The organism is Vibrio pectenicida (genome assembly GCA_024347015.1).
In the GTDB taxonomy this organism is placed as follows: Bacteria; Pseudomonadota; Gammaproteobacteria; order Enterobacterales; family Vibrionaceae; genus Vibrio; species Vibrio pectenicida.
This window is the reverse complement of the sequence record AP024890.1, coordinates 397,153-423,703: the sequence shown is the minus strand read 5'-3', so window position 1 is coordinate 423,703 and position 26,551 is coordinate 397,153. Positions and strand designations below refer to the sequence as shown.

At 36.6% G+C, this 26,551-nt stretch carries 33 protein-coding genes and 1 pseudogene; 13 read left to right on the top strand and 21 right to left on the bottom strand.

What is annotated here, in order from left to right:
• Positions 1 to 25 precede the first annotated feature (25 nt).
• Positions 26 to 3,058, bottom strand: a complete 3,033-nt coding sequence (locus OCV27_RS16945; RefSeq protein ID WP_337969475.1) for an NfrA family protein — start codon at positions 3,056 to 3,058, stop codon at positions 26 to 28.
• Positions 3,059 to 3,069: 11 nt separating this feature from the next.
• Positions 3,070 to 4,500, bottom strand: a complete 1,431-nt coding sequence (locus OCV27_RS16940) for a glycosyl transferase family protein (protein WP_337969474.1) — start codon at positions 4,498 to 4,500, stop codon at positions 3,070 to 3,072.
• Between the two features lie 860 nt (positions 4,501 to 5,360).
• Between OCV27_RS16940 and OCV27_RS16935 the strand changes: the two genes are divergently transcribed.
• The 4 genes from OCV27_RS16935 to OCV27_RS16920 all read left to right on the top strand — a co-directional run bounded on the left by OCV27_RS16935 (position 5,361) and on the right by OCV27_RS16920 (position 7,693).
• Complete coding sequence (locus tag OCV27_RS16935) at positions 5,361 to 5,651, top strand: RebB family R body protein (protein WP_125323481.1); 291 nt, start codon at positions 5,361 to 5,363, stop codon at positions 5,649 to 5,651.
• 38 nt (positions 5,652 to 5,689) lie between these two features.
• Complete coding sequence (locus OCV27_RS16930) at positions 5,690 to 5,989, top strand: hypothetical protein (protein WP_125323480.1); 300 nt, start codon at positions 5,690 to 5,692, stop codon at positions 5,987 to 5,989.
• Between the two features lie 19 nt (positions 5,990 to 6,008).
• Positions 6,009 to 6,290 carry a hypothetical protein gene (locus OCV27_RS16925; RefSeq protein ID WP_125323479.1) on the top strand — a complete coding sequence of 94 codons (282 nt, stop codon included), beginning with the start codon at positions 6,009 to 6,011 and terminating at the stop codon, positions 6,288 to 6,290.
• An 815-nt stretch (positions 6,291 to 7,105) separates the two neighbouring features.
• The gene (locus OCV27_RS16920) at positions 7,106 to 7,693 is read left to right on the top strand and encodes a GNAT family N-acetyltransferase (RefSeq protein WP_125323494.1); all 588 of its coding nucleotides are present in this window, start codon (positions 7,106 to 7,108) and stop codon (positions 7,691 to 7,693) included.
• Positions 7,694 to 7,894: 201 nt separating this feature from the next.
• Here OCV27_RS16920 and OCV27_RS16915 read toward each other — a convergent pair whose 3' ends face one another.
• From OCV27_RS16915 to OCV27_RS16865, 11 genes are all read right to left on the bottom strand, one after another.
• On the bottom strand, positions 7,895 to 8,623 hold the full coding sequence (locus OCV27_RS16915; RefSeq protein WP_337969473.1) for a hypothetical protein: 729 nt from the start codon (positions 8,621 to 8,623) through the stop codon (positions 7,895 to 7,897).
• A 205-nt stretch (positions 8,624 to 8,828) separates the two neighbouring features.
• Entirely contained in the window at positions 8,829 to 9,107 is a 279-nt protein-coding gene (locus tag OCV27_RS16910; protein WP_125323424.1) for a RebB family R body protein, read from the bottom strand.
• Between the two features lie 48 nt (positions 9,108 to 9,155).
• Complete coding sequence (locus OCV27_RS16905; RefSeq protein WP_125323425.1) at positions 9,156 to 9,434, bottom strand: RebB family R body protein; 279 nt, start codon at positions 9,432 to 9,434, stop codon at positions 9,156 to 9,158.
• A 53-nt stretch (positions 9,435 to 9,487) separates the two neighbouring features.
• Positions 9,488 to 9,763: a RebB family R body protein gene (locus tag OCV27_RS16900; RefSeq protein ID WP_125323426.1), complete on the bottom strand. Its 276-nt coding sequence runs from the start codon at positions 9,761 to 9,763 to the stop codon at positions 9,488 to 9,490.
• 50 nt (positions 9,764 to 9,813) lie between these two features.
• Positions 9,814 to 10,089 carry a RebB family R body protein gene (locus OCV27_RS16895; RefSeq protein WP_125323427.1) on the bottom strand — a complete coding sequence of 92 codons (276 nt, stop codon included), beginning with the start codon at positions 10,087 to 10,089 and terminating at the stop codon, positions 9,814 to 9,816.
• Positions 10,090 to 10,139: 50 nt separating this feature from the next.
• Positions 10,140 to 10,418: a RebB family R body protein gene (locus OCV27_RS16890; protein WP_125323428.1), complete on the bottom strand. Its 279-nt coding sequence runs from the start codon at positions 10,416 to 10,418 to the stop codon at positions 10,140 to 10,142.
• 56 nt (positions 10,419 to 10,474) lie between these two features.
• Positions 10,475 to 10,753 carry a RebB family R body protein gene (locus OCV27_RS16885; RefSeq protein WP_125323429.1) on the bottom strand — a complete coding sequence of 93 codons (279 nt, stop codon included), beginning with the start codon at positions 10,751 to 10,753 and terminating at the stop codon, positions 10,475 to 10,477.
• Positions 10,754 to 10,801: 48 nt separating this feature from the next.
• On the bottom strand, positions 10,802 to 11,077 hold the full coding sequence (locus OCV27_RS16880; protein ID WP_125323430.1) for a RebB family R body protein: 276 nt from the start codon (positions 11,075 to 11,077) through the stop codon (positions 10,802 to 10,804).
• Positions 11,078 to 11,123: 46 nt separating this feature from the next.
• On the bottom strand, positions 11,124 to 11,399 hold the full coding sequence (locus OCV27_RS16875) for a RebB family R body protein (protein WP_125323431.1): 276 nt from the start codon (positions 11,397 to 11,399) through the stop codon (positions 11,124 to 11,126).
• Between the two features lie 101 nt (positions 11,400 to 11,500).
• Entirely contained in the window at positions 11,501 to 12,184 is a 684-nt protein-coding gene (locus OCV27_RS16870) for a structural protein P5 (RefSeq protein ID WP_337969472.1), read from the bottom strand.
• A 432-nt stretch (positions 12,185 to 12,616) separates the two neighbouring features.
• Positions 12,617 to 13,387 (bottom strand): hypothetical protein, encoded by a 771-nt coding sequence (locus OCV27_RS16865; RefSeq protein WP_337969471.1) that lies wholly within the window; start codon positions 13,385 to 13,387, stop codon positions 12,617 to 12,619.
• A gap of 278 nt (positions 13,388 to 13,665) precedes the next feature.
• On the opposite strand from OCV27_RS16865, the gene OCV27_RS16860 reads away from it, so the two are divergent.
• From OCV27_RS16860 to OCV27_RS16820, 9 genes and pseudogenes are all read left to right on the top strand, one after another.
• Positions 13,666 to 13,788: a hypothetical protein gene (locus OCV27_RS16860; RefSeq protein WP_337969470.1), complete on the top strand. Its 123-nt coding sequence runs from the start codon at positions 13,666 to 13,668 to the stop codon at positions 13,786 to 13,788.
• A gap of 393 nt (positions 13,789 to 14,181) precedes the next feature.
• Entirely contained in the window at positions 14,182 to 15,063 is an 882-nt protein-coding gene (locus tag OCV27_RS16855) for a helix-turn-helix transcriptional regulator (protein WP_337969469.1), read from the top strand.
• A gap of 9 nt (positions 15,064 to 15,072) precedes the next feature.
• Entirely contained in the window at positions 15,073 to 15,627 is a 555-nt protein-coding gene (locus OCV27_RS16850; RefSeq protein WP_337969468.1) for a GNAT family N-acetyltransferase, read from the top strand.
• Positions 15,628 to 15,654: 27 nt separating this feature from the next.
• On the top strand, positions 15,655 to 15,918 hold the full coding sequence (locus OCV27_RS16845) for a RebB family R body protein (RefSeq protein ID WP_125323113.1): 264 nt from the start codon (positions 15,655 to 15,657) through the stop codon (positions 15,916 to 15,918).
• 27 nt (positions 15,919 to 15,945) lie between these two features.
• On the top strand, positions 15,946 to 16,218 hold the full coding sequence (locus tag OCV27_RS16840; protein ID WP_125323112.1) for a hypothetical protein: 273 nt from the start codon (positions 15,946 to 15,948) through the stop codon (positions 16,216 to 16,218).
• A 132-nt stretch (positions 16,219 to 16,350) separates the two neighbouring features.
• On the top strand, positions 16,351 to 16,629 hold the full coding sequence (locus OCV27_RS16835) for a RebB family R body protein (RefSeq protein WP_125323111.1): 279 nt from the start codon (positions 16,351 to 16,353) through the stop codon (positions 16,627 to 16,629).
• Between the two features lie 90 nt (positions 16,630 to 16,719).
• Positions 16,720 to 16,998 carry a RebB family R body protein gene (locus tag OCV27_RS16830; RefSeq protein WP_125323110.1) on the top strand — a complete coding sequence of 93 codons (279 nt, stop codon included), beginning with the start codon at positions 16,720 to 16,722 and terminating at the stop codon, positions 16,996 to 16,998.
• A 242-nt stretch (positions 16,999 to 17,240) separates the two neighbouring features.
• Positions 17,241 to 17,639: pseudogene (fos, locus tag OCV27_RS16825) on the top strand (fosfomycin resistance glutathione transferase).
• A 142-nt stretch (positions 17,640 to 17,781) separates the two neighbouring features.
• On the top strand, positions 17,782 to 18,576 hold the full coding sequence (locus tag OCV27_RS16820; RefSeq protein WP_125323109.1) for a Cof-type HAD-IIB family hydrolase: 795 nt from the start codon (positions 17,782 to 17,784) through the stop codon (positions 18,574 to 18,576).
• A gap of 34 nt (positions 18,577 to 18,610) precedes the next feature.
• Here OCV27_RS16820 and OCV27_RS16815 read toward each other — a convergent pair whose 3' ends face one another.
• The 8 genes from OCV27_RS16815 to OCV27_RS16780 all read right to left on the bottom strand — a co-directional run bounded on the left by OCV27_RS16815 (position 18,611) and on the right by OCV27_RS16780 (position 26,368).
• The gene (locus OCV27_RS16815) at positions 18,611 to 20,386 is read right to left on the bottom strand and encodes a lysophospholipid acyltransferase family protein (RefSeq protein WP_125323108.1); all 1,776 of its coding nucleotides are present in this window, start codon (positions 20,384 to 20,386) and stop codon (positions 18,611 to 18,613) included.
• A 1-nt stretch (position 20,387) separates the two neighbouring features.
• The gene (locus OCV27_RS16810) at positions 20,388 to 20,840 is read right to left on the bottom strand and encodes a hypothetical protein (protein ID WP_125323116.1); all 453 of its coding nucleotides are present in this window, start codon (positions 20,838 to 20,840) and stop codon (positions 20,388 to 20,390) included.
• A gap of 12 nt (positions 20,841 to 20,852) precedes the next feature.
• The gene (locus OCV27_RS16805) at positions 20,853 to 21,290 is read right to left on the bottom strand and encodes a YHS domain-containing (seleno)protein (RefSeq protein ID WP_125323107.1); all 438 of its coding nucleotides are present in this window, start codon (positions 21,288 to 21,290) and stop codon (positions 20,853 to 20,855) included.
• The gene (locus OCV27_RS16800) at positions 21,287 to 22,021 is read right to left on the bottom strand and encodes an NRDE family protein (RefSeq protein WP_125323106.1); all 735 of its coding nucleotides are present in this window, start codon (positions 22,019 to 22,021) and stop codon (positions 21,287 to 21,289) included. Before OCV27_RS16800 ends, OCV27_RS16805 begins: the two co-directional genes overlap by 4 nt.
• Positions 22,022 to 22,024: 3 nt before the next feature.
• Entirely contained in the window at positions 22,025 to 22,573 is a 549-nt protein-coding gene (locus OCV27_RS16795; protein ID WP_125323105.1) for a DinB family protein, read from the bottom strand.
• Positions 22,574 to 22,594: 21 nt separating this feature from the next.
• The gene (locus OCV27_RS16790; RefSeq protein ID WP_125323104.1) at positions 22,595 to 23,725 is read right to left on the bottom strand and encodes a D-alanine--D-alanine ligase; all 1,131 of its coding nucleotides are present in this window, start codon (positions 23,723 to 23,725) and stop codon (positions 22,595 to 22,597) included.
• Positions 23,709 to 24,308 carry a DedA family protein gene (locus OCV27_RS16785; protein ID WP_125323103.1) on the bottom strand — a complete coding sequence of 200 codons (600 nt, stop codon included), beginning with the start codon at positions 24,306 to 24,308 and terminating at the stop codon, positions 23,709 to 23,711. The genes OCV27_RS16790 and OCV27_RS16785 overlap by 17 nt, the downstream gene beginning before the upstream one ends.
• A 203-nt stretch (positions 24,309 to 24,511) precedes the next feature.
• Positions 24,512 to 26,368: a hypothetical protein gene (locus tag OCV27_RS16780; protein ID WP_185759837.1), complete on the bottom strand. Its 1,857-nt coding sequence runs from the start codon at positions 26,366 to 26,368 to the stop codon at positions 24,512 to 24,514.
• Positions 26,369 to 26,551: the final 183 nt, after the last annotated feature.

The window sequence follows — 26,551 nt, the reverse complement described above, 5'->3', positions numbered from 1 at the left end:
ACCCTAGTTTGAAACACTATCTAGCCTAGTAGTTGAGACTAAACCGAAGCACTAACTCATCCTGATCGTAGTCATTAAGTTTTTTTTGCCACTCAAGTACTACCTCAGCTTCATTCTCATAGCCCAAATATCTATCGTAGTGAAATGAAGATAACCAACCGACACCAAAGCCCGTTTTTAGATTACTATCATTTTCTTCACCCACCATGTCAGCACTAGCTTGTAGCAGCCCATAGGCCCATATGCGTTGATGGTAATTCTCAGTAATCCCCCAGACTGGACCAGATTCTCCTCTGACATAAAGTAATGATCTTTCGTCATAAAATTGGTAGAAAGCATCAAAATACAAACTATGCGACCAACTTGATCGCCGTTCCCCTTTCCAAGATTTGTCCCAATTTAAACCGGAGAAAAAGTCACCGTTAGCTCTAACATAAGCACTGGTAAAATCATCATCTCCGAAATACTGGCGAATGCCTGAAGAAATCGAGAGATCAAACATTTGAAAGGGTTTCAGCATCCCCCCGAAGTCAATTCCGGTCGTCTCAAAGCTCCCTGAACTCAGCAAACTCATTTGCCCAAACAATGAAGGCAGCTCCTCAAATTGATAACTGGCACTAACTTGATAAAATCCATTATTGCTAGAATCTTCAAGAAGTTCTTGAAAAGGGCTACTTCCCCCAGATTCTCCACTCAAAACAAATTGCCAATTTGAGTCAGCATTGCGATTTTCAGCCCTAAGCTGTTCAATAAGTTGGCTATCTTTCTCAGGCACAGTCGTTAACTGGTCAATAAGCTCATGATACCCACTTTGTGCTTTATCCCGACGCCCGATTTTTTTATACCCTTGCGCTAATTGATAATAAGCCATAACTTGATTATCACCTTTTAACTTCGAAACAACCGACTCAAATAATCTGACCGAACGTTCTGGCTCACTAGGAAAATACGCATAGGCAAGTTCAGTGGTAATATAAACATCATCAGGGCTAGATTGATGCTGGCGAGAAAGATAATCAATAAGATTTTTCTTTTTTCCCATCGACTTATAGAGTTTTACGTACCTAATAACAAACTGAGGATTATGATTAAATTTTTTTTCTGCTTCCTCTAGAATACCTTTAGCTTGATCAAATTTTTTTTGACTAATGTAAATATCAGTACCTAGCGACCACCATTCTAAAATACCTTTTTCATCGCTTTCTCCCCACCAAAACCTCGCCCTTTCATATTTCCCAAGCTGATGATAAGCACTAGGGACCAAAAGTCTAATATATGGAGACCGTAGTTGTTGCCATTCAGGTAATAATACATTAAGCACCTCTTGGTAACGTTGCTGTTCAAAAAGCATCTGAGCTTTAATACTCATAACATCAATCCGACTTGTTGCTGACTTTTCTAATAACAAAGCATTATCGGTATAACCAATGGCTCTTTCTGGACTTTCTTCATAACTACAATATCCTAAAACTTGCCAACCAAATGCAGTTTTTGGATTAATAAGTACTTCCTTAGCAATCCTACATCCATCATTAATTTGCCAAAGATTTGCAGTACAGAATGAGTCAATATTAATATCAGTCAACTGCATTACTATCTCAGGGTTAAAATTCTCTGGGTGTTTCGCATATAAGTAAAGGAGTTGCTCGGCAAGATTTTTTCTAATGTCTGAGGGCAGAGAACCATCAGACAATAGACTCTCAAATTCGCTTATTAATTGAGTCTCAGTTAATGCTTTTTTCATCACCTCAAGCAAGCTTTTCAGATCAGATAATTGGTCAGATTCATTGTAAACCCTTTCCCATTCAAGCATCGAATTCCTGAACTCACCATTTTTATCATACGCTGACGCTAGTAGTTTTCTCGAATGAATAGAAAGAGACATCGACGACAAAATATCTATCACCTTTTGGTACTCAGCTTGATTGTATTTGTTCCAAGCAATAACTACGCTTTGCCTGTAAACTAATCTTGAACCACTAAATGATGCACTTTCTATCATGAAGGTTAGATTTAGTTCTTCAGCTAAGCTTAACCATAATACAGGTGACTCAAATGTGGAGCATGATGCTAACTGCTCTTTAGCTAAATCCCGATTACCTAATCTTGCGCTAATGAGTGCATTTTCAGTACAAGAAGTGTTAGAAATTTTTTTCTGGTAACTTCTCGCAAGATCCCAATCGCCTACGTTTATAGCAAGCTGAAAGGCTTGCGAATAGTCTTCTGATGTAAGGACATAATATTTTTCAAGCCATTTATACCACATTAATGCTCGGCTATACTGCTGGTCATGTATGAAGTCAGATATCAATTGTTGGGCTAGCAAAAATCCACTTGATCCTCCCCTTGATTCTTTAAGCAATGATATTGTTTCTTCTATTCGTTTGCTTTTGAGTAATGCAAGACCTACTAGATATTGTTCCCTGCCTGACAAAGCTCTTCTGTCTCTTATTTGATTAATAGAATCGAGTACTTGCTGGTAATTTTGACGTTTTAACCAAGCTTCTGCTTCATATAGTATTGCCTGATCAGGCTTTACTGATAGCGCTTGAGATATACTCCATTCTAACGATAATGTTTCAGACTGGTCTGCGAGCCAATAGAGGCGATACAGATATACCTGCTTTTGAGATCCAAGAGACAAACCATCAAGTAATAACATAAAATCTGGGTTAGATAAGGTGATACTCTGTATTGACATTTCACTTCTTAAAGTGACTAGTAACCTTATTCTTTCATGCACTGGTAAATCTTTCAGCGTAGCCTCAGCTTCTTTAAACAGCTTTGCCCGTAACTGGAGTTTAAATAGGTAACGTAAAAATGGGTGATATTTAGGGGCAATGTTTAAAGCTCTGTTAACTTGAGTGATCGCTTCCAAAGTTTTATCTGAACGCTCCAAAGCAAACGCTCTATTCAAATAAGGAAAAGTACGAAAATGGGCTGAATCACTCAAAGTGGAAGCCAGATCAATGGTGTTATCTCTCACCGCATCCAACGCTGGCGTAGTTAGCAATGAGATAACTATTATGGTTATTTTTATGTAGCGTATTATCTTCATAATTCATTTCCTTATTTTTTCTTATTTTCAATATCAGGAAAATCATGTTTAGTTTTATCCCACGATATTTTCATTACATTATCTTTAGAAATGACAAGATATATTGCTCTTAAATTTGCAAAGAAATTTATTATATTACCCCATATTGTTCTAGGAATTGAAGTCAAAGCATTTAAAAAACCATAAAACCTTCTAACAAATATAAACCTATGAGTAACTCTATTTATAAAAAAGAAAATATTTGTATAACTTAATATTTTTATTAAAGTATCATCATCAAATATTGAAATAAAAAAATAGCTACCATCAAAAATAAATTGATAAATCACTATACATATAACTTGAAATAAAACAGCCATGGATAGAAAAGAGACGATATTAGAAACCACACAGCGCCTATCTCTCCAAAGAAAATAGTTCATCTTCCAATCTTTAGTCCAACCGATATTCTTCCAGCCTTGAAATACTATCCCAACAATCCAACGACTTTTTTGCCTAACTGCGGCATTAAATGTACTAGGGAAGAACTCTCTAACACAGATTAAAGATGCATCCTCATTACGATGAGAGTTAAGGTAGCCATTTTTGGCTTTAGCACGAACAAATATCTCCTTCATTCCCCATTGCTTTAACCTTACACTAATATCATAATCTTCGGTTAAAGAAGCGCAATCAAACGGCAGACCTCGACCAGATCTTGCTAATCTCAATATTGCTCGGCGACTTAAGCAAGTTCCAACACCAGCACTCGGGACATGTCTTGCCATTGACATACGAACCATTAAATCTTTCTCATGTAATTCAGAAAATTCATCAATGTAATGAGAGGAAGTAAATTGATACCAGTTTCTTACATATGGGTATACTGGTATCTGTATGAGATCATTATGAGGAATATAGGTATTAAATAGTTCAAGTTCAGAGGAATGAACCACATCTTCTGAGTCATGCAAGATAAATCCAGAGAAATTGATATTAGATTTTATTTCCACTCTCAATATATAGTTAAATATATTATTAAGACAGTCTGCCTTACTTGTGGGTCCCGGTTTTTTACAAATTACATTATGAACATTGTCAAATCTTTTACACACCTTATCGATACACTTTTTTGTTGCTAGATCATTTGGATAAGTACCAACAAAAATATGAAAATTATCGTAATTACAAGATGAGGCTAGAAGAGAAACCATTTTATCAACAACACCATACTCTTGCCATGCAGGAATCATTATAGCCAAATGCCGTTGATGGTTATCAGTTGATACTTTTAGTTCTATATCATTTATATTGGAAAGTTTTCTTCCGACAAGTCTCCTGCACCAATATAATATGTCGATAATAAAATCATCTAATCCAAAATAAAAAAGAAATAAAAGTAAGAATATAGCTAGATACTTAAGAAAGTATAGGTATAATAAAAAATAATCAAAGACTAACATTTAAACCTCCCAAAAACCGAGAAAATATAGTCATTAATATATAAATCATGGTAATAAACAGTTTTTCTTTTATAATTAAATTCTTACCCGAATAGATTGACATACTTTACCCGTATATAAAATACACGTTATAAAATTAAGATTTAAATAAAGTAACAAATACAACAAAATACTAGATAGTTTAAAAATGCCAATAATAAATAAAAAACAAGTATCTTTACTAAGATACTTTGAGAAACTGGATGAAATATTTTATTGATAGGAAAAAAAAGAATTTAATCATATGATCACAAAGGCAACTATTTACTTTTATAACTATCGGGAATATTATACTTCCTAAATATAAGATATCCATTTTCTATATTCATAGATAGAGAATTACTGTTGAAGCCTCCATAATAACGTTTTCTTACAATCAGATCAGATATTGAGCTGGCACCAATTATTCTTTGTTCATATACTCTTTGTAAATACTTATACTTTGTCATAAATCTCTGTTGGTATTATTTCCAATCAAACATGGTAGCTTTAGGCCATCTTCTATACTAACAAGTAATATGAAATGGTTTGATGATAACTCTACTACACGATTTGGAATTTAAGCATAACTTCATAGTGCTGATACAATATCATTTAGTAAAAAAATAAACATGATTTTTTGTGATTTAAGTATAAAACATTATTACCATATTAAATATTAATGATTATCCCTTATTGCATAATTAAATATATTATAGGACAGAAATTATTACATTAGGCAAATATTACTAAATAATAATTATTTTATAATAAACAAACATCATTATATTAGGTATTATACTTCTCTGTTCATACTCATTTTTACAAGTATAGGAAGCCATATGTCTAATCAAGATTATACGACACTGCAAAAATTTTCAGACCAACCTACATCAATAGCAGAAACTACCTTGTCTGAAACAATAGGCTTGACCATGCATAACTTGGTCGCAAACCAACAGCAGTCTCAAGTCACTACTTCAGCTTCGGTAACCAATGCATGTGCACGGTTACTTGCCATTCCTCAAGCATCCACACAAAAATTAAGCGTAGGTGATGATTTTGGTATTAGTGCACAACGAGAAAGAGAGAAAAAGAAAAAAGGCGGAATAGCTGGCTTCTTTTCACGCTAATAACGTGGTTGGAGCATCTTGAATAGCGCATAAGCCTAATGGCAGATGAACAGAATAACTACATCGATCAAGCAACATCGATAGCTATTCAAGATGCTGTCGACAATATACGCAATGTCACTGATATCTGTAACACCGCGTCTGGTGTCGCTATGGCAAAGCTACTGGAAGGAGGCGACAAAGTTACATGCCTCTCTACAATCGCAGAATCTAACCAATTGATTGAAAATGCGATTAAAAACTATGAAAAAATCGTGTCTCTATCAATCGAATGCCGCCAGAAAAATGCTGAAACATCATTAGTAGCAAAGCAAAAGAAACGGTTCTTTATTTTCTGACTTATTCAAAAGGTAACAAATGGAAGACATTAAATATCGTATTATTCGGCGCACAACTCGATTGGGCCCCATAAGGAAAAAGACTGTAACATATAAATATAGCCCAGTACTGAAAAGTGATTTACAGCTGGAAGAAGACGTTTTCAATCTGCTTGATAAAATCATAGATACATATAAACAAATGAGTAAAGATAAGCAGAGAGATTGTTTTCCACAAGTGCAATCTAGATTAGATACTCTATGTGACAAAAGTGAAAACCCTTTAATAAAAGTCAGAAGAGAATCCCTAGAAATTGACTAATTAATAAGATTTCATTCTACTCATCCAAAAATATTGGTATCAACCTTACAAGCTATAGAGCAAGTTATGGCTTTTTAAATCTAGATATTAAAATACCTTTCTCTCTTTTACTCATAGGCACAAAATTGTTCATATCAGTATCGAGTAGAACTTCGTTTCTTTTAGGCTGAAGTGGGTAGTCTCTCGGGTAATAGTATTGGCTTTCAACAATAGATGACAATGATAAATACCCCGTTTTCTCAATTGCTTTATGAAAACAACGATATGCTCTAAAGCACGCCTTAAGCTTTCTACTCATTATCCTTACTCACTGATTTTCTTATAATAATATTTTATTAACCTAATTTATTTCACAGGTAAAAAGAATAGAAGGGTTATAAAATTTCAAAAATATATAAAAATATTTTTTAAATTCCCCATAGTTAGGAAACTTATCTATTCGTATAAGAAATTTTTTGTTAAGTTGTTCTTATCAATGGAAAAAATATGCTCAAAGCCTTATATAGGCTGGTATCTCATCAAAATTAATTTTTCTAAAAATGGAGTGTAAACATAATATTTTCATTTTTATTCATCACGATAAATTCTGTATGAATCAATAATTACTTAAAAACTAATAGATGTTATGATTTTCAAACAAAAAATAGATTCAAATAATATATGTATACTTAAATGTATCTTTAACGACAAGGCTAGAATTTACCTGAACTTAAGCATTTTGTATCTATTACAAAGATCTTAAGCTATTTAGTATATTCCTCATAAGTTTTAGATAGTAAAAAGTATACTTATTGAACAAGTGGGATTATATAACAATGAAAGAAATGAAATTTTTACATAACGTTGAACTGCACAAAGACGATATCATCATTAGGACAGCAAAGCCTTCAGATGTTGAAATAATCACTAATTATTACATATTAAATAAATCCCACTTAGCTAAGTGGGAGCCAGAGAGGGATGAAAATTTTTTTACAAAAAAAGGATGGCACCAGATTCTTTGTAAATTTGATGAACTAAGTAAAAATGGGTCACTGGTCTATTTTATTATTCTAGATCGTCAATCAGCTAGAATGATTGGCACTATAACTTTTAGTAACATCTGTCGTTTCCCGTTCCACTGCTGCAATTTAGGCTACTCATTAAGCAGAACTGCACAAGGTAGAGGGATCATGACCAAGGCCTTGCGTATGGCTGTTAATTATATGTTTCAAGTACAAAATATACATAGGATATCGGCTTCAGTTATGCCTCAAAACGCTAGAAGTAAAGCCGTGCTAAATCACCTTGAGTTCAAAGCGGAAGGATTTGCAAAGGACTACCTATTAATAAACAAACAATGGGAAGGCCACGAGTTGGTATCCCTACTCAATCCCGACTGGATCAATCCTCATGTTGGCTAGTAACCAAGTTCAAGCACCTCCATCTTGAACAATCTGCTTAGAAAAAAGCCTATATAATATGCGTTATTTTATAATAAATATGAGCTAGATAGAGTGTTTGTGTTCTTTAGCACAAACACAAAATACCTCGGATTATAAAATTCATGACGGTGAAAAGGGTTACTTGTCTAGATATCCCCCCCCTCTAATCAGGGTGATAAATCACTTACTAGAAAATCCATTAATAACATTTAATATACTTAATATTTTTTTAGAAACTTGTTTTTCAAAAATAATAGCTGACTTTTCAATAGTTTTTATAAATGTTTCTACACCCCAACCTAAAATTATACATAGAAACTGAACTGGAATACTTTCAAGATTAATTGATTTTGACATAAGGACAACAATTGGAGGCCATACAACAGAATAAATTATATATTTATTTCTTTTAATCCTAGCGCTATTATAAGTAAGAATGCAACCATTCAAAAGAAATACAATACGTAATAAAACTGACATCAATGCAAATATATAAGGATTTATATACTCCTTAACTAAATAATATCCTTTGGTATATGTAAACTTAATAAGATTCTCTTCATCTACAGACACTAATATAATATCGTTATGGTGTAAATATACCAACATGATTATAAAAGAAATTAATAGGAATATAAATACTTTTAAAAACAAACTCAAAAGTTTATGAGACTCTACAGAAGCCATATAATATCTATTAGATATTTGATCCATAGAATGCTCTTTTGTTAGTTCTAGCAATTTATCCCTCAGAGAAAATAGCTCATCTATTTCTAAATTATCTATATTTTCAATTTCACTAAGATCAATGTTAAGATCTTCCTTTTTTTCTAATGTAAGAATTTCGCTATCAAATACAAACCAAAGCAATTTCCTTATATCAGATATTATTAGCTCTCTTATGTCCATAATCCTCACTTACATATTTTTACCCTATCATTCTAGATATATGAGGGACGGTTAATAGTAGAATCCAACACAAAATTATCAAGTCTAACCATCTAATATACATTCTTTGACCTTACTTCTTTTATTAATATAGCCACTATATCAATAATATAATGGCTATATTTTTACCTATCAGAAAATATTTTTATTATTTATCACTCTGAAATTAACGCTTCTCAATAATTCCTTCAGCAGTTCGGCCAACAATTGATCCACCCACTGACATTAGTGCATTGAAACCTTGTATGGTTGCAGCATGCATAGTGATCTGACCTTGTTGCTGAGCTGATGTTACATTATGTGCACCAGTACTTAAAGCATGTGAAGTAGAGACTAGTAAGTTGCCCATCGCCATTGCAGGTGTTTCACCAACTACTTTAGTGTTAACTTGAGTTACAGAATCCGTAACTTGACCATTCACTTGAGTTGCTGCTGTATCTGACATGTTATTTTCCTCTCTTATTTATTATTCAATTTACTTTTTCGCTAATTATTAGCCTTTCTCGATGATTTCTTCGCTTGTTCGACCAATGGCCGCAGAACCAACACTCATTAATGAGTTAATTCCTTGAACTGTTGCTGCATGCATAGTGATTTGACCTTGCTGCTGAGCAGACGTCACATTGTGCGCACCAGTGCTTAAAGCATGCGAAGTAGAAACCAATAGATTACCCATTGCCATTGCAGGCGTTTCACCCACAACTTTAGTGTTAACTTGAGTTACAGAATCGGTGATTTGGCCGTTAACTGTAGATGGTGCCGTATCTGACATATTTTGATTCCTCTTTATTTATTTCAGGGAGTTTGATTATATGAAATTACAAATTAATTCTTTTCGATGACTTCTTCACTTGAGCGACCAATTACAGCTGAACCTACACTCATCAGTGAATTAACACCTTGAACTGTTGCTGCCTGCATAGTGATTTGTCCCTGCTGCTGAGAAGATGTCGCGTTATGTGCCGCATTACTCAAAGCGTGAGAAGTTGACATAAGCAAGTTACCCATAGCCATTGCTGGTGTTTCACCCACAACTTTAGTGTTAACTTGAGTTACAGAGTCTGTAATTTGTGCGTTTACCGCAGATGCTGTATCTGACATAAGTCGTTTCCTTTACTGATTTAATTGAGTATTGATTGAATTAATAACTATTATTTTTTCTCGATAATTTCTTCACTTGTACGACCGATAACAGCCGAACCTACGCTCATTAGAGAATTAACGCCTTGAACTGTTGCTGCGTGCATAGTGATTTGACCTTGCTGCTGAGCAGAAGTCGCATTATGTGCGCCAGCGCTTAAAGCGTGAGAAGTTGACATAAGCAAGTTACCCATAGCCATTGCTGGTGTTTCACCCACAACTTTGGTGTTAACTTGAGTTACAGAGTCTGTAATTTGTGCGTTTACTGCTGATGCTGCATCTGACATAAGTCGTTTCCTTTACTAATTTGATTGATTATTAATTGAATTGAGCGCTATTATTTTTTCTCGATGATTTCTTCACTTGTGCGACCTATAACAGCCGAACCTACGCTCATTAGAGAGTTAACGCCTTGAACTGTTGCTGCATGCATAGTGATTTGACCTTGCTGCTGAGCAGATGTCGCGTTATGTGCACCCGTGCTTAAAGCGTGTGAAGTTGACATAAGCAAGTTACCCATAGCCATTGCCGGTGTTTCACCTACGACTTTAGTGTTAACCTGAGTTACTGAATCAGTAATTTGTGGATTGACGATTGTTGCTGCTGTATCTGACATAATTAATTTCCTTTTTTACTTAGTTAAATAAATGATTAGACGCTTCAGATTGGCTATTAACCTTTCTCGATAATTTCTTCGCTTGTACGACCAATTACGGCAGAACCAACACTCATTAGAGAATTAACGCCTTGTACAGTCGCTGCATGCATAGTAATTTGTCCCTGTTGCTGCGCTGAAGTTGCGTTGTGAGCACCGGTACTTAGAGCGTGCGAAGTAGAAACAAGTAAATTACCCATTGCCATTGCCGGTGTATCACCAACCACTTTCGTATTAACCTGAGTTACTGAATCAGTGATTTGTGCATTTACCGTAGTTGCTGCTGTATCTGACATACTCTATTTCCTCTTTGATTTAATAGTTTTGTTATTAAAATAACGTTATTAATTACTTTCGATTATTTCTTCGCCAGTTCTACCAATAACTGATGAACCAACACTTATCAGAGCATTAACTCCCTGAACTGTTGCTGCATGCATCGTCGTTTGACCATGCTGCTGAGCTGCTGTTACGTTATGAGAACCTGTACTCAAAGCGTGAGAAGTGGATAGCAAAAGGTTTCCCATAGCCATCGCTGGCGCATCGCCAATCACCTGTGTATTTACCTGAGTGACGGAGTCCGTCATCTGAGCATTCATTGCTGCTATTGCATCAGACATAGTTTTCTACCTCCTTTGTTAAGATGATAATTAAGCCTAAGACGAGTTAACTCTTTTCAAGCACCGCTTCACTGGCAAGACCAAGTGCTGCTGAGCTTATGCTTACCAAGGAATTCACTCCCTGGACCGTTGCAGCTTGCATCGTGATCTGTCCTTGCTGTTGAGACGTTGTGGCGTTATGTGCTGCATTACCCAATGCATGTGACGTAGACATCAGCAGGTTACCCATTGCCATAGCTGGAGTATCTCCAACCACTTTTGTGTTTACTTGTGTAACAGAATCTGTAACTTGAGAATTTACAGCTGCAACAGTGCCTGACATTTTTATGCCCTCATATTTTCATTTAGTTGCCACTTAATAGTGATAACAAGTTTTTATTTTAAGAGTACTTATTTAGATATAAAAATAAAAAAACAATGTAACTAATTAATAGATATTCCTTTCTTAATTAATTCAATATTGAATAAATGACCAGATTCAATAACTGCCATTTTTTGTATTAAAATTATATATTCATCCTTACCAATAGATTCATTCCTTGGTATTCCCGTCATTATCGATATTTTATTAATTATACTTTCTGTATTGTTTTCATTAGGTGGTGAAAATCTTTTCACAATACCTTCTATAGTTTTAATGTCATATTTATTTCTATATGTCATCAATGTTTTATATCCAGCTCTGAAACCAAACTCAACACTAACAAACTCTTCAAACTCAGAGTCTCGCTTCTTTTTAACTTCTCCCAACCATCTGTTTTTATTTGAATTTCTTATATTTAAAGGATTGTTATTCCTAATTCCTCGGCTACCAATAGCATTAGCATTAGCATTAGCATTAGCATTAGCATTAGCATTAGCATTAGCATTAGCATTAGCATTAGCATAATTATCCACTGATACAAAAAGACCACTATTTTTAAAATACACTTCACTATCATTAATAAAATAAAAAGATATTAAAACAAAAATTAAAAAATTAAAAAATAGTGAAATTGATAACAATATTTTAATTTCTATATAGAATCCTTTAAAATTATCAGAACGATTCAAAAGAAAATCCCGTATCTCTCTTCTTGTGGTAATATTATCTCCATTTGCTAACATCAAGATAGTCAAAAATAATCAAGTTATCATACAAAACAGAGATAAAATAAAAATAAAAGCGGTAAATAACTATATTTAAACATTAGGATTCGTGTGTTATTGCGATAAAAATAGGTGTTGACCGATATAGTTGAATTTTTCACTTAAGTGCCTTGGAGGTTAAAGCAAATACGCGCTAAATATAAAGTATCAAATAAACTTAGTAGGCCTGTTCGTAATAAATTGAGGCCATAGTACTTGGGATTTATGCGATCCAAAGACTGAATTGATTAACAACAACCATTGAAGTTACTAAATAGGTCAATAGAGCAACGCCATTAATCATGCTCAGATACACCATAAGACAATAAGGTGTATCTGGTCATTATTTTACTCATAGTGGAAAAATGAAGCTCAAGCTTTACTTAATAAGCCAAATATTGGATTTACTTTCTAGTCGTTGCTTTCTTCTATTGACATTAGATCGGCTGAAACAGGTTGAACTTTATTGCGAAGAGCCTTCCGCTCAAAGAGAAGTGCCAGATTATCTAATGCACTTTGAGCTACACTTTCAGTTACTAGGTTTGCACTCATTTGAGCTCTTTTATGCGGCAAGGTAGATTGAGCAAAATATGAAGATGCTAAGATGGCCTTGTTTATCGCATCAGTATCATTTTTGCAATAACATACTCCTGTACTTACTACTCCTGTTTTTACATCACCTTTTGTTTGTTTGTAGGCGATTAATTCAGGACATGTCGGATAAACCTTTCCTATTACAGATTCATCAGAAGCTAATATCCAGTTTGTTCCTTGACTCATCTCAATCAAGCTCTTTCTGTCTTCATCATCAAGATCAAACACAGGTAAGTCTGTATCAAACCCCAAATTTCTCTCAACAATGAAAATTTCTACGCCTTCAGTTAACTTTTGAATTGGATTTTGAATATCTTTTGCATCGTATTGATTAGAATAGATATCCGACTTTAATGGTCCATCGAAATCAGAGGTTAACGACCAACGAAATTGAGCCTCAGGAAAATAGACTTCCTCTCCTGGAGAAAAATATTGTGTATCTCTTAGAGCACTAAGAATTTTTTGCCAATCAATATTATCATTTTGACATAAAATTGCTAACGTTAAGTTGGGATATTTTTCTTTAACACGTCCCTTTAATTCTATTAATGTAAACGTAAATTTTGATGTAGATTTTGTATTAATCACCGAACAAACTCCTTTATAGATGTTTTGAAAATTAAATCACATTAACGAATTTTATTCTTGTAATTATTACTTAAATAAATATATATAAATTTGATATTTTATTACTATCTAAAAAATATATTTTGTTTAACTATTACTATATTAATATTTAATGGTGGTTTATTTTGAAAAATCCTAGTAACGATCATATTGATTGTATCGAAAAGTCATATTTATTATATAAAGAAGAATATGAAACTACATCTTATATTTTACATGATGCTGAAGATGATATTTTAATGGAAGACAATACATTAGATTGGTCACTCGATAATGACTACCTAAATGTTTATGATAATCTCGATTCTGTCTATTCAGAAAATGGCATCATGAGTGGAGATGAATTTGAATCTGATTATTAGAAGACCATCATAAATAATGTAAACATTCAAAGTTCATGCTCTGAATTGTACGAAAAAAATCATTATTGGATCTTATTTTACTTTCTATAAACAAGCTTGATATATATATATTATTTAAAAATTTAATATTCATAATATAAATACTAGCCAAATAATGTGGTCGTAACCCAAAAATTGAATCAATATGACTTCAAATGTGAACTCGGATATGGGCATTTATTAAGTGCAGCGTTTTGTGGGCCAGGACCAAGGATTTATTTCAATCTAGTTTAATAAGTAAAAAAACATAAACGGATTATTAGCTAGTATTTACCTAATGTTAGTCAAAATTGACAATAATTCGGTGAATATTAATGTGAAAATTTTATCAAAGTTACTTCATTGGAGTTGAACATGATAAACAACGGAATCATAAATGAAATGAAAAATTGCCCTAACTCAATATTGAATAAGCATATTCATATGGCTCATCAATCCAAGAATAAATTAATAAGCATTTACTGTAGAGATGAGAAACTAACCAAGCTTCACGTTGAGAGCTTCCACCTGAATATTGATAACAACTATGGTAATTTTATAGTTGTTGAGGGAGACAGTGATGTAAGAAATGTCATTACTAAGCTTAAATCATTATTAAAAACCAAAGATAAACTTACATTATTTATCAATGGTTTAGATTTTTTTGAAGAAAGCGATTACCACCAGTTACTCAAAGTTATAAGAAACATTAATGACGATAAATCTATAAAGATCATTTTTCCTTTCAATGATACATCGATAAAAAAAGGGTTAGTCGATATATTTCTAAGTGATGAATTTTTCAATATTTACATACCTGTAGAGCAAAACACTCATACAGTTGGATATGATGAGACATGTGATGATGAGCAACAGCTCAAACAGATATTAAGTTCTGAAGAGTATATCGAGCATCTCAAAAAGTACCATACCTCTCTATATCTTGCGGTGTCATATATCTACAAGAACTTATCAAATGACATTACATTAGAGGAAGTAGCAAAGTCAGCATATGTCAGCCCTTCTCATCTATCATATTTATTTAGAACTAAATTAAATACCAAATTTAAGAAAGTTTTGTTCATTCTTAGACTAAATAAAGCAAGAGAAATTATCACTCATAACCCAAGAGTTACCCTAACAAATGTCGCGATTCAAGTGGGTTTCTATGACTTAAGTCATTTTGGTAAAATATATAGAAAGTACGAAGGTTCAAACATAGGTGAGTTTAGAGATTCAGTTCGAAAACAAAGTTAGGTTAATACTATGTTCATCGACTTTTTTAATATTGATGATAATGATTTTTCAATATCATTACTGTCTGTCTCAGATAGTAAACCAATCACTGAGTATTACAAGAAAAATAATGCATACCTTAGCCAGTGGGAACCAAGGACCAATGAAAACCTTGAAATACAATCAAGGTGGCAAAAGTATATATCATCCATCATAAAAGATTATAACTTAGCTAAGTTTTTTTCATTCACGATAAAGGTCAACAATGAAATAGTTGGATTGATAAACATTAGTGATATAAAGAAAAACCCTAATTACTCTTGTAATATTAGTTATTCAGTTGATAAACGATATCAATATAAAGGAATAATGAAGTCATCAATAATAAAAGTACTAGGGTGGATGGCTAAGTATCAAAAGATTAGATCTGTCACTGCATATTGTATGACAAATAATAAAAAGTCATTAAAGCTTTTAACCTCACTTAACTTCAATAAAGTAGGTTTATTTGAAGACTACGCAATAGTAAATAAAGAGTGGACAAACTTCTTTTTACTCAAAAAAAATTTAACTCAGGCACTTTAAATTTGTTAAACAAAACGGAGCAAGATTATGCCAGATTCAGTATGTGAACAGATAACCGACTCTGTTACTCAAACCAATACAAAAACTGTTGCAGAGACTCCTGCAATGGCGATGAGCAACTTCATTATGGCGACCAACACAGCGGTAAGTAACAGTAACCATAATGCCACTGCAGCCCAGCAGCAGGGTCAAATGTTAATGCAAGCAGCGACTACACAAGGTATCAACGCGATTAATGCAATTGGTACAGCGTCTATTTCAAAAGCCGCTGAAGCTATTTTGGAAAAATAACTCTCCCTATTTTAGAGGCAAGTAACGATGAATGAACCACCAAAGCCCATTGAAAGCGCAAAGAATACGGCAACACAGTCAATCGCACAGTCATCGGCAATGGCTTTATCTGATGCAACAGACAACCTCAGAAACCTATCATCCATTGGCACAACAGCGATAGGAGTAGCCCTTGGGCAATTTATCGAAACAGGCGATCCAAAATATTTGGATGGTATTGATAAAGCGGGCGAAGTAGTCACGCAAGCAATTAACAACTTCTCGGAGCTTGGCACTAAAGCAAAAGAGAACATCAACTAAGTCTAACGTTTATACGTTAGTAGGACATAGCAATATCAGATGCTAAAGCAACAAACCAGTTTGTAGATGTCCAAGCTTTTAAATCTAATATTTAAAACGCAACAACCCGAAACTTAAAAAAAGGATCCATCCATGTCAGATACAGCAGCAACAACAGTAAACGCGCAAATCACAGATTCAGTGACACAAGTGAACACCAAAGTCGTTGGTGAAACACCTGCCATGGCAATGGGTAACTTGCTTATGTCAACGTCACATTCACTGTCTAATGCTGCTCATAATGCGACTACAGCCCAGCAACAAGGTCAAATCACTATGCAAGCAGCTACTGTTCAGGGAATCAACTCCCTTATGAGTGTAGGGTCGGCTGTGATTGGTCGTACAAGTGAAGAAATTATCGAGAAAGGTTAATTATTACCAAGCAATACCATTGGGCCTGACCTTCTATCTAAATCGGCCCAATTTCTAACTGTCATTAAATATTTTAAGAGGAACTAACCGATGTCAGATACCGCAGCAACAATCGTAAACCCACAGATCACCGATTCTGTTACTCAAGTTAACACTAAAGTCGTGGGAGAAGCCCCTGCAATGGCGATGGGCAACTTGCTAATGTCTACCTCACACGCTTTATCTAATGCTGCACACAATGCAACAACAGCTCAGCAACAAGGGCAAATAACTATGCAAGCGGCGACAGTACAAGGCGTCAATGCCATTATGGGTATTGGCTCTGCTGTGATTGGACGAACTGGTGAAGGTATTGTTGAAAAAGGCTAATTCCTTTAATACCTAACTACACTATCGATTAAGCGCAGTAGCTATCTTTTATACTGCGCCTCTAGTGAAACTCCTATTTTTCATTTATTATCAATCCCTTCTTGATGGATTAGGCGTTTGTTCATGTCTGAAATGTACACCAAGTATGCCAACCAGTATGACACAGCGGTTCAGGTATCTATGCTAACTGGCTACCCACTCATTCAAAAAGCTAAGTCGAAATTGATTACCAGGGGATAAGCATGGTTTCAGGCCTTAATCACATCACTCTTGCAGTAAATAATTTAGAAATATCCCTCGCATTTTATATTCAAGTCCTTGGTTTCAAAGGTAAGGTAAAGTGGACAAAGGGCGCGTACCTTTTTGCTGGTGACTTATGGCTATGCCTGTCTTGTGATATCCCCTGCCCGAGCCAAGATTAAAGCCATATCGCATTCAGTGTCGAAGAGAAGGATTTTTCGACACTTTACCAAAAGCTTGAACAACACAATATCAAGCAGTGGAAAACCAATTACAGCGAAGGACTGTCAGTCTACCTGCTCGACCCCGATGGTCATAAGTTGGAGATCCACTGTGGTAGTTTAGCGACACGATTGGAGAGTTTACGAACCAAGCCTTATAAAGGTTTAGAGTGGCTGTGAACTAACTACAAAAATATCAACCTAAGAGCTTCTCGATTTTATTAACAAACTTGCGATTATCTCTAGTTACTGTAATTTACTTTCTATATGTAGCCGACTCCCTCTCAGGGTTGGCAATTAGTAAACTTTAGGTAAACCTTGTATGTCGCTTATGGATATTAAATTCGTTGCTTCCGATATGGATGGCACTCTGTTAAACGAAAACGGTCAGCTTAACCCAGAGTTTTTTACTGTTTTTGAACAACTTGAGCAGAAAAATATTCGGTTTGCTGCTGCTTCTGGCCGTCAATACTACAGCTTAAGAGATACGTTTGAGCCGATTAAAGATCGCATGATATTTATCGCAGAAAATGGCACTCTGGTGATGCATCAAGATAAAGAGCTATACTGCTGCACTATTCCTTCCAAGTCCATTGAGGCCATTATATCCCAAGCAAGAGAGATCGCAGACGCGCACATTGTGTTATGTGGCAAGCGCTCAGCCTATATTGAAACTCAAGATCCACAAGCACTTGAGGAAATTTCTCATTATTATCACCGCTGCCAAGCTGTCGATGACCTACTTAGTGTCGAAGATGAGTTTATTAAAGTCGCGATATGTCATTTCAACGGAACGCAGGAACACGTTTTTCCAAAAATGAACATCCAGTTTGGTCACTCTCATCAGGTGGTAGTTAGCGCTAAGATATGGCTGGATGTGATGAATATAGATGCTTCCAAAGGAGCCGCCATCAAATATCTTCAGCAAACACTCGGGTTTAACCATCAACAAACTATGAGCTTTGGTGATTATTTGAATGATTTAGAAATGCTTGAAGAAAGTTACTATTCTTACGCAATGGACAACGCTCACAATAAAATCAAGCAGATAGCAAAATTCACTGCGCCCAGTAATTGCGAAGATGGTGTTCTCAAAGTACTTAAACAACTTCTATAACACTTCCCTATCGTTAACGATAGGGAAAAACGTTTCACTCAATATCAGACTTTTTATTTTCTTGATGTTGAGCAAGATATACTTTTGCCTCTTCGCGTCCCATGTATTTTCCAAGGGTATTAACAGGCACTGCCGTTAAATCCACAACGATTAGCCCATCTAATGCAAAGTTAAATGCAGGATCGACGTTAAAACATACTAACTTACCGTGTAAACCTAAGTATTGCCTTAATAGTACTGGCACTCCCATTCCTTGATCTAACCGGTCCAGCACTTTCGAGAGCAAAGGTAAATCAGCGAGAGAACTCAACATATCTGGCCGCCAGAATTCGTTGCCACTTTCTTTAAGTGGTGTGGTCGGAGACACTAATTTGGCTTTCTCTTCATCGTAGTAATGAATTGACATGACAGAGGCAATAAGCTGTCTTGCCACTGGGCTATAATCATTACTAATACTCACAGGGCCAAATAGATGCGTATATTGAGGATGACGCTGAATGAATTTAGCAATGCCTTTCCACAATAACAGCAGAGAATGTATATTGCGCTGATATTGCTTCGCCACAACAGAGCGACCAACTTCAATCGATTGACCCAATGTTTGCAAAAAATCGAGATCATAATGAAATAGGCTGGTTGAATAAAGCTGCTCTAGCCCACCACTCGCTATTAATTCATCAACTAAACCGAGTCGATAAGCCCCTACCAGATCTTGTTTTTTTTTGTGCCAAACAAATAATTGATAATAATGAGGATCGTATTTATCGATATCACAAGCTAAGCCGCTACCTTCACCCACTTCACGAAAGCTTTGCTCTCTCACTCGTCCTATTTCATTCATCATGTACGGAATAGCAGCTGTAGGAGCACAGTACACTTCAAACTCCCCCTGCTCTATAAGTTTATAATGTTCGATCTGAGTCAATTCATTCTGCAAATAATATGTTTCTACGGGGTCAATAATAGCTGCTAAGCCAGTATCGACCATAGGTTCATTCACTGGTGACTGACCACCCATACTACCCATTAAATAAGTATTGAGGCGCAAATATTGGGTAATATCACTCTCTTTCTCAAAACCTTTGAATTCTGAGAATGGGATAGCATTACCCACTGACACTGAAATGGTTTGCCCTGCTTTGTTTAAAAGCTCCCGTCCCAATAAGGCAGTTCTAAGTAGAGGATGAATTCTTCCTGCTTGATAGAAGAGTTTGCTGTTTCTGCCATTAATAAAGATCGGGACCGTAGTCGCCTCCGCGTGCTTTACAAACTTAGCAACAGATTTACTCCAAACTTTATCGGTTATTTTGTTATCATGGGGCTGCCAAGCAGATACCTCACCTGCTGGGAAAAGGATCAGTACTCCCCCTTGTTTCAAATGCTTATGGGCTGATTTAATTGCTTTACTGTTTGTTAGCCTAGCTTGTTTACCGCCAAACACATCAACGCCAATAAAAAGGTCGTCCAATTCAGGAATACGCTTTAAAAGTTCATTAGCAAGCACTTTAACGTCTTTACGCACCTTTGAAATTAGTGATGCAAGAATAACCCCTTCGATTCCTCCAAATGGATGATTGGCAACAATGAGTAATGACCCTTCCATGGGTATACTATCAAGGCTGCCATAATCAACTCGATACTGTGTACCGATACGCTTAAGAGCTTCATGCATAAAATCGAAGCTATCTTCAGGCAGCTCATCTTGCGAGTATAAAGCATCTAGAGTCGACAGACCTGTCGCCCACTCCACCATACTTTCGCCAATACCAAAAGGCGTTTTACGGGGTAACCGGAAAGGACTTTTCTGCATATTACTCTCCTTTGACTAACAAATTACGCGTAAACGAACCTTCAGTCTTAACGTCTCGGATAAATAAGAAAACACCGCACGACCATACAATACAGGCCATACCAAACAGTAAACCACCATCGTCTCCGACAATCTCGCCCATAGCATTAAATTCAGGCATCACCACACCTAGTGGGGTGAAGAGATGGAAGAAAATTGCTCCAGACATAATTCCAGCACTCATTGCTGCGCCTACGCCATGAAAGCGGGTAAATAGCAGCACTGAGGCTATCAACTCAGAAATACCGACCAAATAGCCTCCATATACCCCAAACCATTCAAGGCCAGACCATTCTCCTAAGGTGCCAAAAATATGATCTGTTTCATAAGAACCAGAGAACTTAAAGAAAAGTGATTGAACAAACACAAAAGCGATAAAAGCAGCAGGAATATGTTTTACCGGAGAGATTTTCATCATTAAAGTCCTTTATTTAATAAGGTTTGGCCAATTCACATTAGCTTGTTTGATATGACCTGCACGGTCCTTATCCCACATATTTTTTACGTCTGAGTTGTAATTGAGATACAATTTTCCATCAACAATCGCCCATTTTTCAGGGTCTGAAGAAGCAAAATCATTCTTGGCAGAGACCGCCCATGCACAGTAGCCACCATACTGAGGAGCATAAGCTTCTGGGCTGGCTTTAAACTTGTCTAAGTTCTCCTGAGAGGAAAAATACCAATCTGCCCCTTGATACTCAAATTGCCATTTATCATCCCCTTTTACAGGTTTTCCTTCGGTAAAATACGCCACCGTATCGTAACCACTTACCGCCTTATTACTAAAATATCCGGTAGAGATTTTATCTGCAGACCAAGAAGGCCAACTCACACATAATATAAAAAGGGCCAATAGCTTCTTCATTTAAAAACTCCTTGCTCGGTCATTAAACATGTTTTTTCGATTTCAAAATCAACACCACTATTGTTGTCAATGGATTGATAATACATTTTCTGGTGATCTGCGCAGGCAGACACTGAGGTAAAACTTACCGTTCTGGCATCATCTCTTGCCATTAAAGGCGAAAGGTGCGGATGATCGTTATCAAAACTCATGTGAAAACGAGTACCCAGTTTTTTTACTTTTGTGGTCAAACGTAATTTTTCATACAAATCAATTCTGTATCTACGCGCTTGTTGATAATGCTTAGCCGATGATACAACGGGTGCACTAATAATAGAGTGTTCCAGCTTCTGACCATCCCATGTCCATGCATTTACTTGCTTAGAACCATCAAGATCGAAAGAAACGAGAGTAAAAGGAGCAAAAGACGTTAAATCCATCGCCAATAAACCTGCTCTAACCGCTCGAGTAGAATCACTACTCGCCAATTTTTTTACCACGACACCTCGACTGGTAAGCGTACCTTGTGGAACACGCCCTTGATAATAATTGAGCAGGCATATGGTCACAGCATGTTGATTGGTGGATATCCAACTCCCGCCACCAGCAGAGTCAATCGGCATGACACAATTTACATCATCAATAACAAACCCTTGAGGCTCAATTGCGGCTAGGCGAGTACGCTGCTCATCACGGTTAAAATAAACTTCATAATAACTATTATCATAATATGACCAAGATAGTGTGCACATAAATTATTGTGCCCTCTGATATGTGGCAGTTGCTGGTGCAAGGCCAAATCCAGTATCGGATGCAATGCCTCGCAGGGAAGCTGTGACTTTGATCATTGCAAAATGATGAGTCGCATGGAGCGCAGCAAAGGTCAACTCACGAGCTAGGGAAGATTGAACTTCTTCTGCACCAGTTTGAGACAAGAGTACTTCCGTCTCAACTGTCACGGTTTGATCGAGACGGTTTGCTGGTAACACAAATAGCCATTCGATCAACTGTTTTATCTCATCCTTAGCTGTGCTTATCTCTCTTTCTACGCAATGTCCTCTTCGCCTGACATTGTAATCAATCTTGTCACAATCGAGTCGAATGGCATGAAATAAGTCAAGCCAATGGCGATAATGCTCTCCTATAGAGCTATTCATATGAGGGGCTGCAACAGAAGTATAGTCTTCAGGAGATAGTCTATCCAAAAACTCTAATCCCTGATTAAGAGTCTCAAGACATCCAATAATCGTTTGTGAAGACAGAGATTGACTCAGTTCGGCTACAGCAGTCGGTTTATTTTTCATAATTTGCCCTAAACAATGCGATTAATCTGTCATCGGATAAAGTTGAGTCAACAATTTTTCCTCACGCCATGCTTGCCATAAGGCCCCCAAAGAGGGCGTCTTATGGCCTTGCTTCTTATGTTTCGAACCGATTTGATACAGCAAACGATACTGTTGAAGCAACGTACTAAATATGTGTGACAAGGATGTGTCGCTATCCCAAATATGGGCAGCTTCACTACTTGCACCATTGATTTCTAAAATATCGAAATCGGAACCACACATTAACAGTTGGATATCTTTAAACTTCACATCTAAACGGCCATAGTTAAAGCCTTTGAAGTCTCCCAATATCTGATCTAACTTTTGCTCAAGCTCTGAAGTGATAAACTGATTCCCATTACGGAAAATACATCCTCTGGAGTGGCTACCCGCGAATGCCAACTGAAATTCATCCCCTTCCGGAATAACAATATCCAAAGTCTCCTTGTGACGAGGAAGGTATAAATGCTGTAACTTTCCTGCCCTTGGACAAACTTCTATCAGTTGTTTGAGTGTAGACTTTCCATCACCTACGACATAAGGAGAATACTTCAAGGTAATAGAGATGACTTTACCGCTTTTTTCACCTGGCTGGCGAACATAAAAAATGCCTGCCTCAGCGCTATAGTTAGATCTCTCTTGCAACAAAAAACGGCCCTGTTTCGGGAAAGTTTCAATATAATCTCGCAGTTGTTGATCGTTTTTAACCAATTTGACCCCAACGCCACGACAACCCAGATCTGGCTTAGCCACAAGCGGGTAGTTGAGCGCTTTATCTTTCATTTTTGATTTTGCCAAGCTAAATAATTGCTCTTGTTCAATATCGGTTTTCTCTATAGAAATGAAAGGTAATATCCATTGGCGAGTGATCTCTCCTGCGGCACCAAAAATATCGTGTTTCGATTCTCCGACCATGCCACTGAGTTTAATTGCTGGATTGGCGATTAAAGGGAGAGCCCAGTCTCTGTGATACACACTTAAAGCGGCACTTTGTGCCACAACTGGTGCATAGACAAACCATGCGGGTAAAAACTCAAACGGCGAGATAACCCTCTTAGGGGCAGGAAGCACTGGCATTCCGCCGTTAACCTTCCCTTGTGGAATCATTTGAATACTAGCGAGCGTTGTCATACATACCTCTTAATAAGGTCGCTGTAATAATTTTGTTTAACATCCACATTAAGCATAGCCCTACAGGTATCAGCGCCCAGATAATGTGGCTATCTTTGAGCCAAGCCACATTACCTAAATGATAAAATGAGCCAAATATTAAAACGGTCCAAAGCGATGTCGCACCAATAACGGCGGCTAAAAAGCGCAAGATTGGAATATCGAGAAAGCCACTTAGGGTAAAACCTACGGTGCGCAGCCCTGGAATAAACCGAACAACAAATAAAGTCACAAATGCATTTTGGTGCATTTTTCTATTTATCAGTCGCACCCGCCGATACTGAAACATCCGATAGCGTAAGAAGCGAACACGTTGAGCACTTTTACCGATGAAATATAAACCCAAATCTCCAGTAGCAATACCAACAAAAATCGCAAACAAGGCGGCACTCATCGGCATCAATTCTTGCACTGCAAGAGTCGCTGCCGTCACTATGGCTAAGTCTTCAAGTAAATAAGAAAGTAAGATGATGCCAACAAACAGCACCCAAATAGAGGTATGTCCAGCGTACAACCACGCTTGTATCTCATTTGCTAACTCCATCCCAACCTCGATTTCTCTCTACAAACCGCTATACAACTTATCGCCCAGAGAAGTCCTATAGCACAGCGTCATGGTTTAATAGATAGAAATACCACTAATAAAATTTCACCTAAAGACAATTTAGTTGAAAAAAAACGCCATGAATAGAAAAATCATGACGTTCTTCGATATTTATTAGCTCAAAAGATAATCTAAAATGTCACTTAAGGGCAGTCATTACTGGCAGCGCTTGGGAAACGCCACACTGAGTTATAACCATCACCTTCAGCAGGGTTTGGCTCATTTCCTTGGGTCCACCATTGGTTCTGATATTCCATGCCCTGATAAGTAACCGTGGTACAAGATCCATCTGGATATATTGTTGATGCATTCCATTTCTCACCATCAACAGGTGGTGGTGGTGTACCACCATTGCCATTATCACCACCATTATCGTCACCAGTAAGCTCTCCGCTAACCGCACCTAGGTCTGCCGTACGAGACTCTAATTGTTCAAATGCCTGATAGAGGAAATCAAATAAAGCGCGACGCTGAGATTCATCGGACAACGAGTAGGATTTATCTAGCGTCAATCCTGCATTTTGTACGGCTTGATCAAATGCTTGTTCTGCTGTTGCTTCTGCAATTAGAATTGGTGATTGATCTTGCTGAGCTTTGTATGATATTTGAGCAAATATTTTAACAAATACAGGCTCAAGATCAGCCACTGTCAACTGCTGGTTATTCGTCATATTAAGACCAGATGCAACCAAATCCTTTCCAAATAACTGGTCTGCATAAAAGGATACTTGACGTGGATAGCGATACCACCACTCTTCTCCTGAAGCAGAAATCTTCTGCTTGTACTCTTCTGGACCTAGATCATAGCTATTTAAATACGGCAGCTCTGAGGTAAAGTCGAAGTTGCTACCATCGCCATAAGCATCAACACAAACATCAAGATAATCACCAAATGCATCGCTATAACTTCCAGCATTATAAATGACATTGATCAAAAAGTCGGTCAAACGAAGTGCATTAGGATCGCTGATAAATGCATCGTCTTTTAGTGCTGTATTAAAACAAGTATTCCACGCTTCTTGGTTCTGATACCAACTTTGACCTGCTAAAACTTCTAAGCGATTAACATCATTAAACTGAAAGTAAGTCGCTGCGATTGGGCCGAAGTAAATATCCTCTAGAGAGTCAGGCCCGACTAAACCACCTTGAACGCCACTGTCTTGGGCTTCAATAGTGTAACCCAAGCCTTGATATAGCGCATCATAGTTAATTAGCCCTAAAGACCCTGGTGTCGACGTATCCGGTAAACGCTTGTTGTAGTCATTAATTTGATAAGGGCCACCTTGCCCCACAGCAAGCAACTGACTCGCATAATTCGGCTCATGAATAGCTTGTTTCTTGGCTGATGCAGAATATTCTGGATTGATTCTAGAATCTGAGAGCCCAGCTTCTTGTAGCAATTGGGACAAAATTGAGCCTACTAAATACTCCTGATTGAAGTGAACTTCAGGGTATTTTTTTTCAACAAGGTAAGAATATAAAGTACCCGCAATCAGGTTAGAAATAACCACATCAGTCGCATATGGCGTATTTAGGTTGAAAACATCAATTGTCGTCTGCGTATCATCATAAGGAAAAGTAACATGATGGATAACAGCATCTTCAGTCGGTAAAACATCTGTCCCACCCTCAGATCCTCCACCATTGCCATCACTTGGTGTACCATCAAAAACCACATCCCCAACAAATTCAGGCCATTGCTGTACTTCTTGGCCCGCAGCATCTCCACCGGTCACAACGAAAGAACCATTACTCCATATAGACTCGCCAACATTAACACCCTGAACTTGAGGCTTAGATTTAAACATCATTTCATAACTGCTTAGTTGACTGGTATCTAAACCACCTTGATCGTTAGCTGTTGCTTTATACTGACAATACCAACCCGGAGCACAGTTGTCGGGCTTAAAAGTTAATGTTTGCTCTATTGTATCCGCCACTACGCTCCATGATGGAAGCAAAGCGACACCTATTAGTACACTTAGTTTATTGAATCTCATATATAACCTATCTATGTTTTATATCCATACAATCACATATCCAAACAAGTTATTTTACATCGCAAAACAACCTTATTAAAACTAGCAAGGTCAGATCTAATATCATAATAAAATTTTATTAAATCCCTGATTAAAGAGCATGAAATAATCTAATAACAATAATTCATAACTTATCAAGACAAG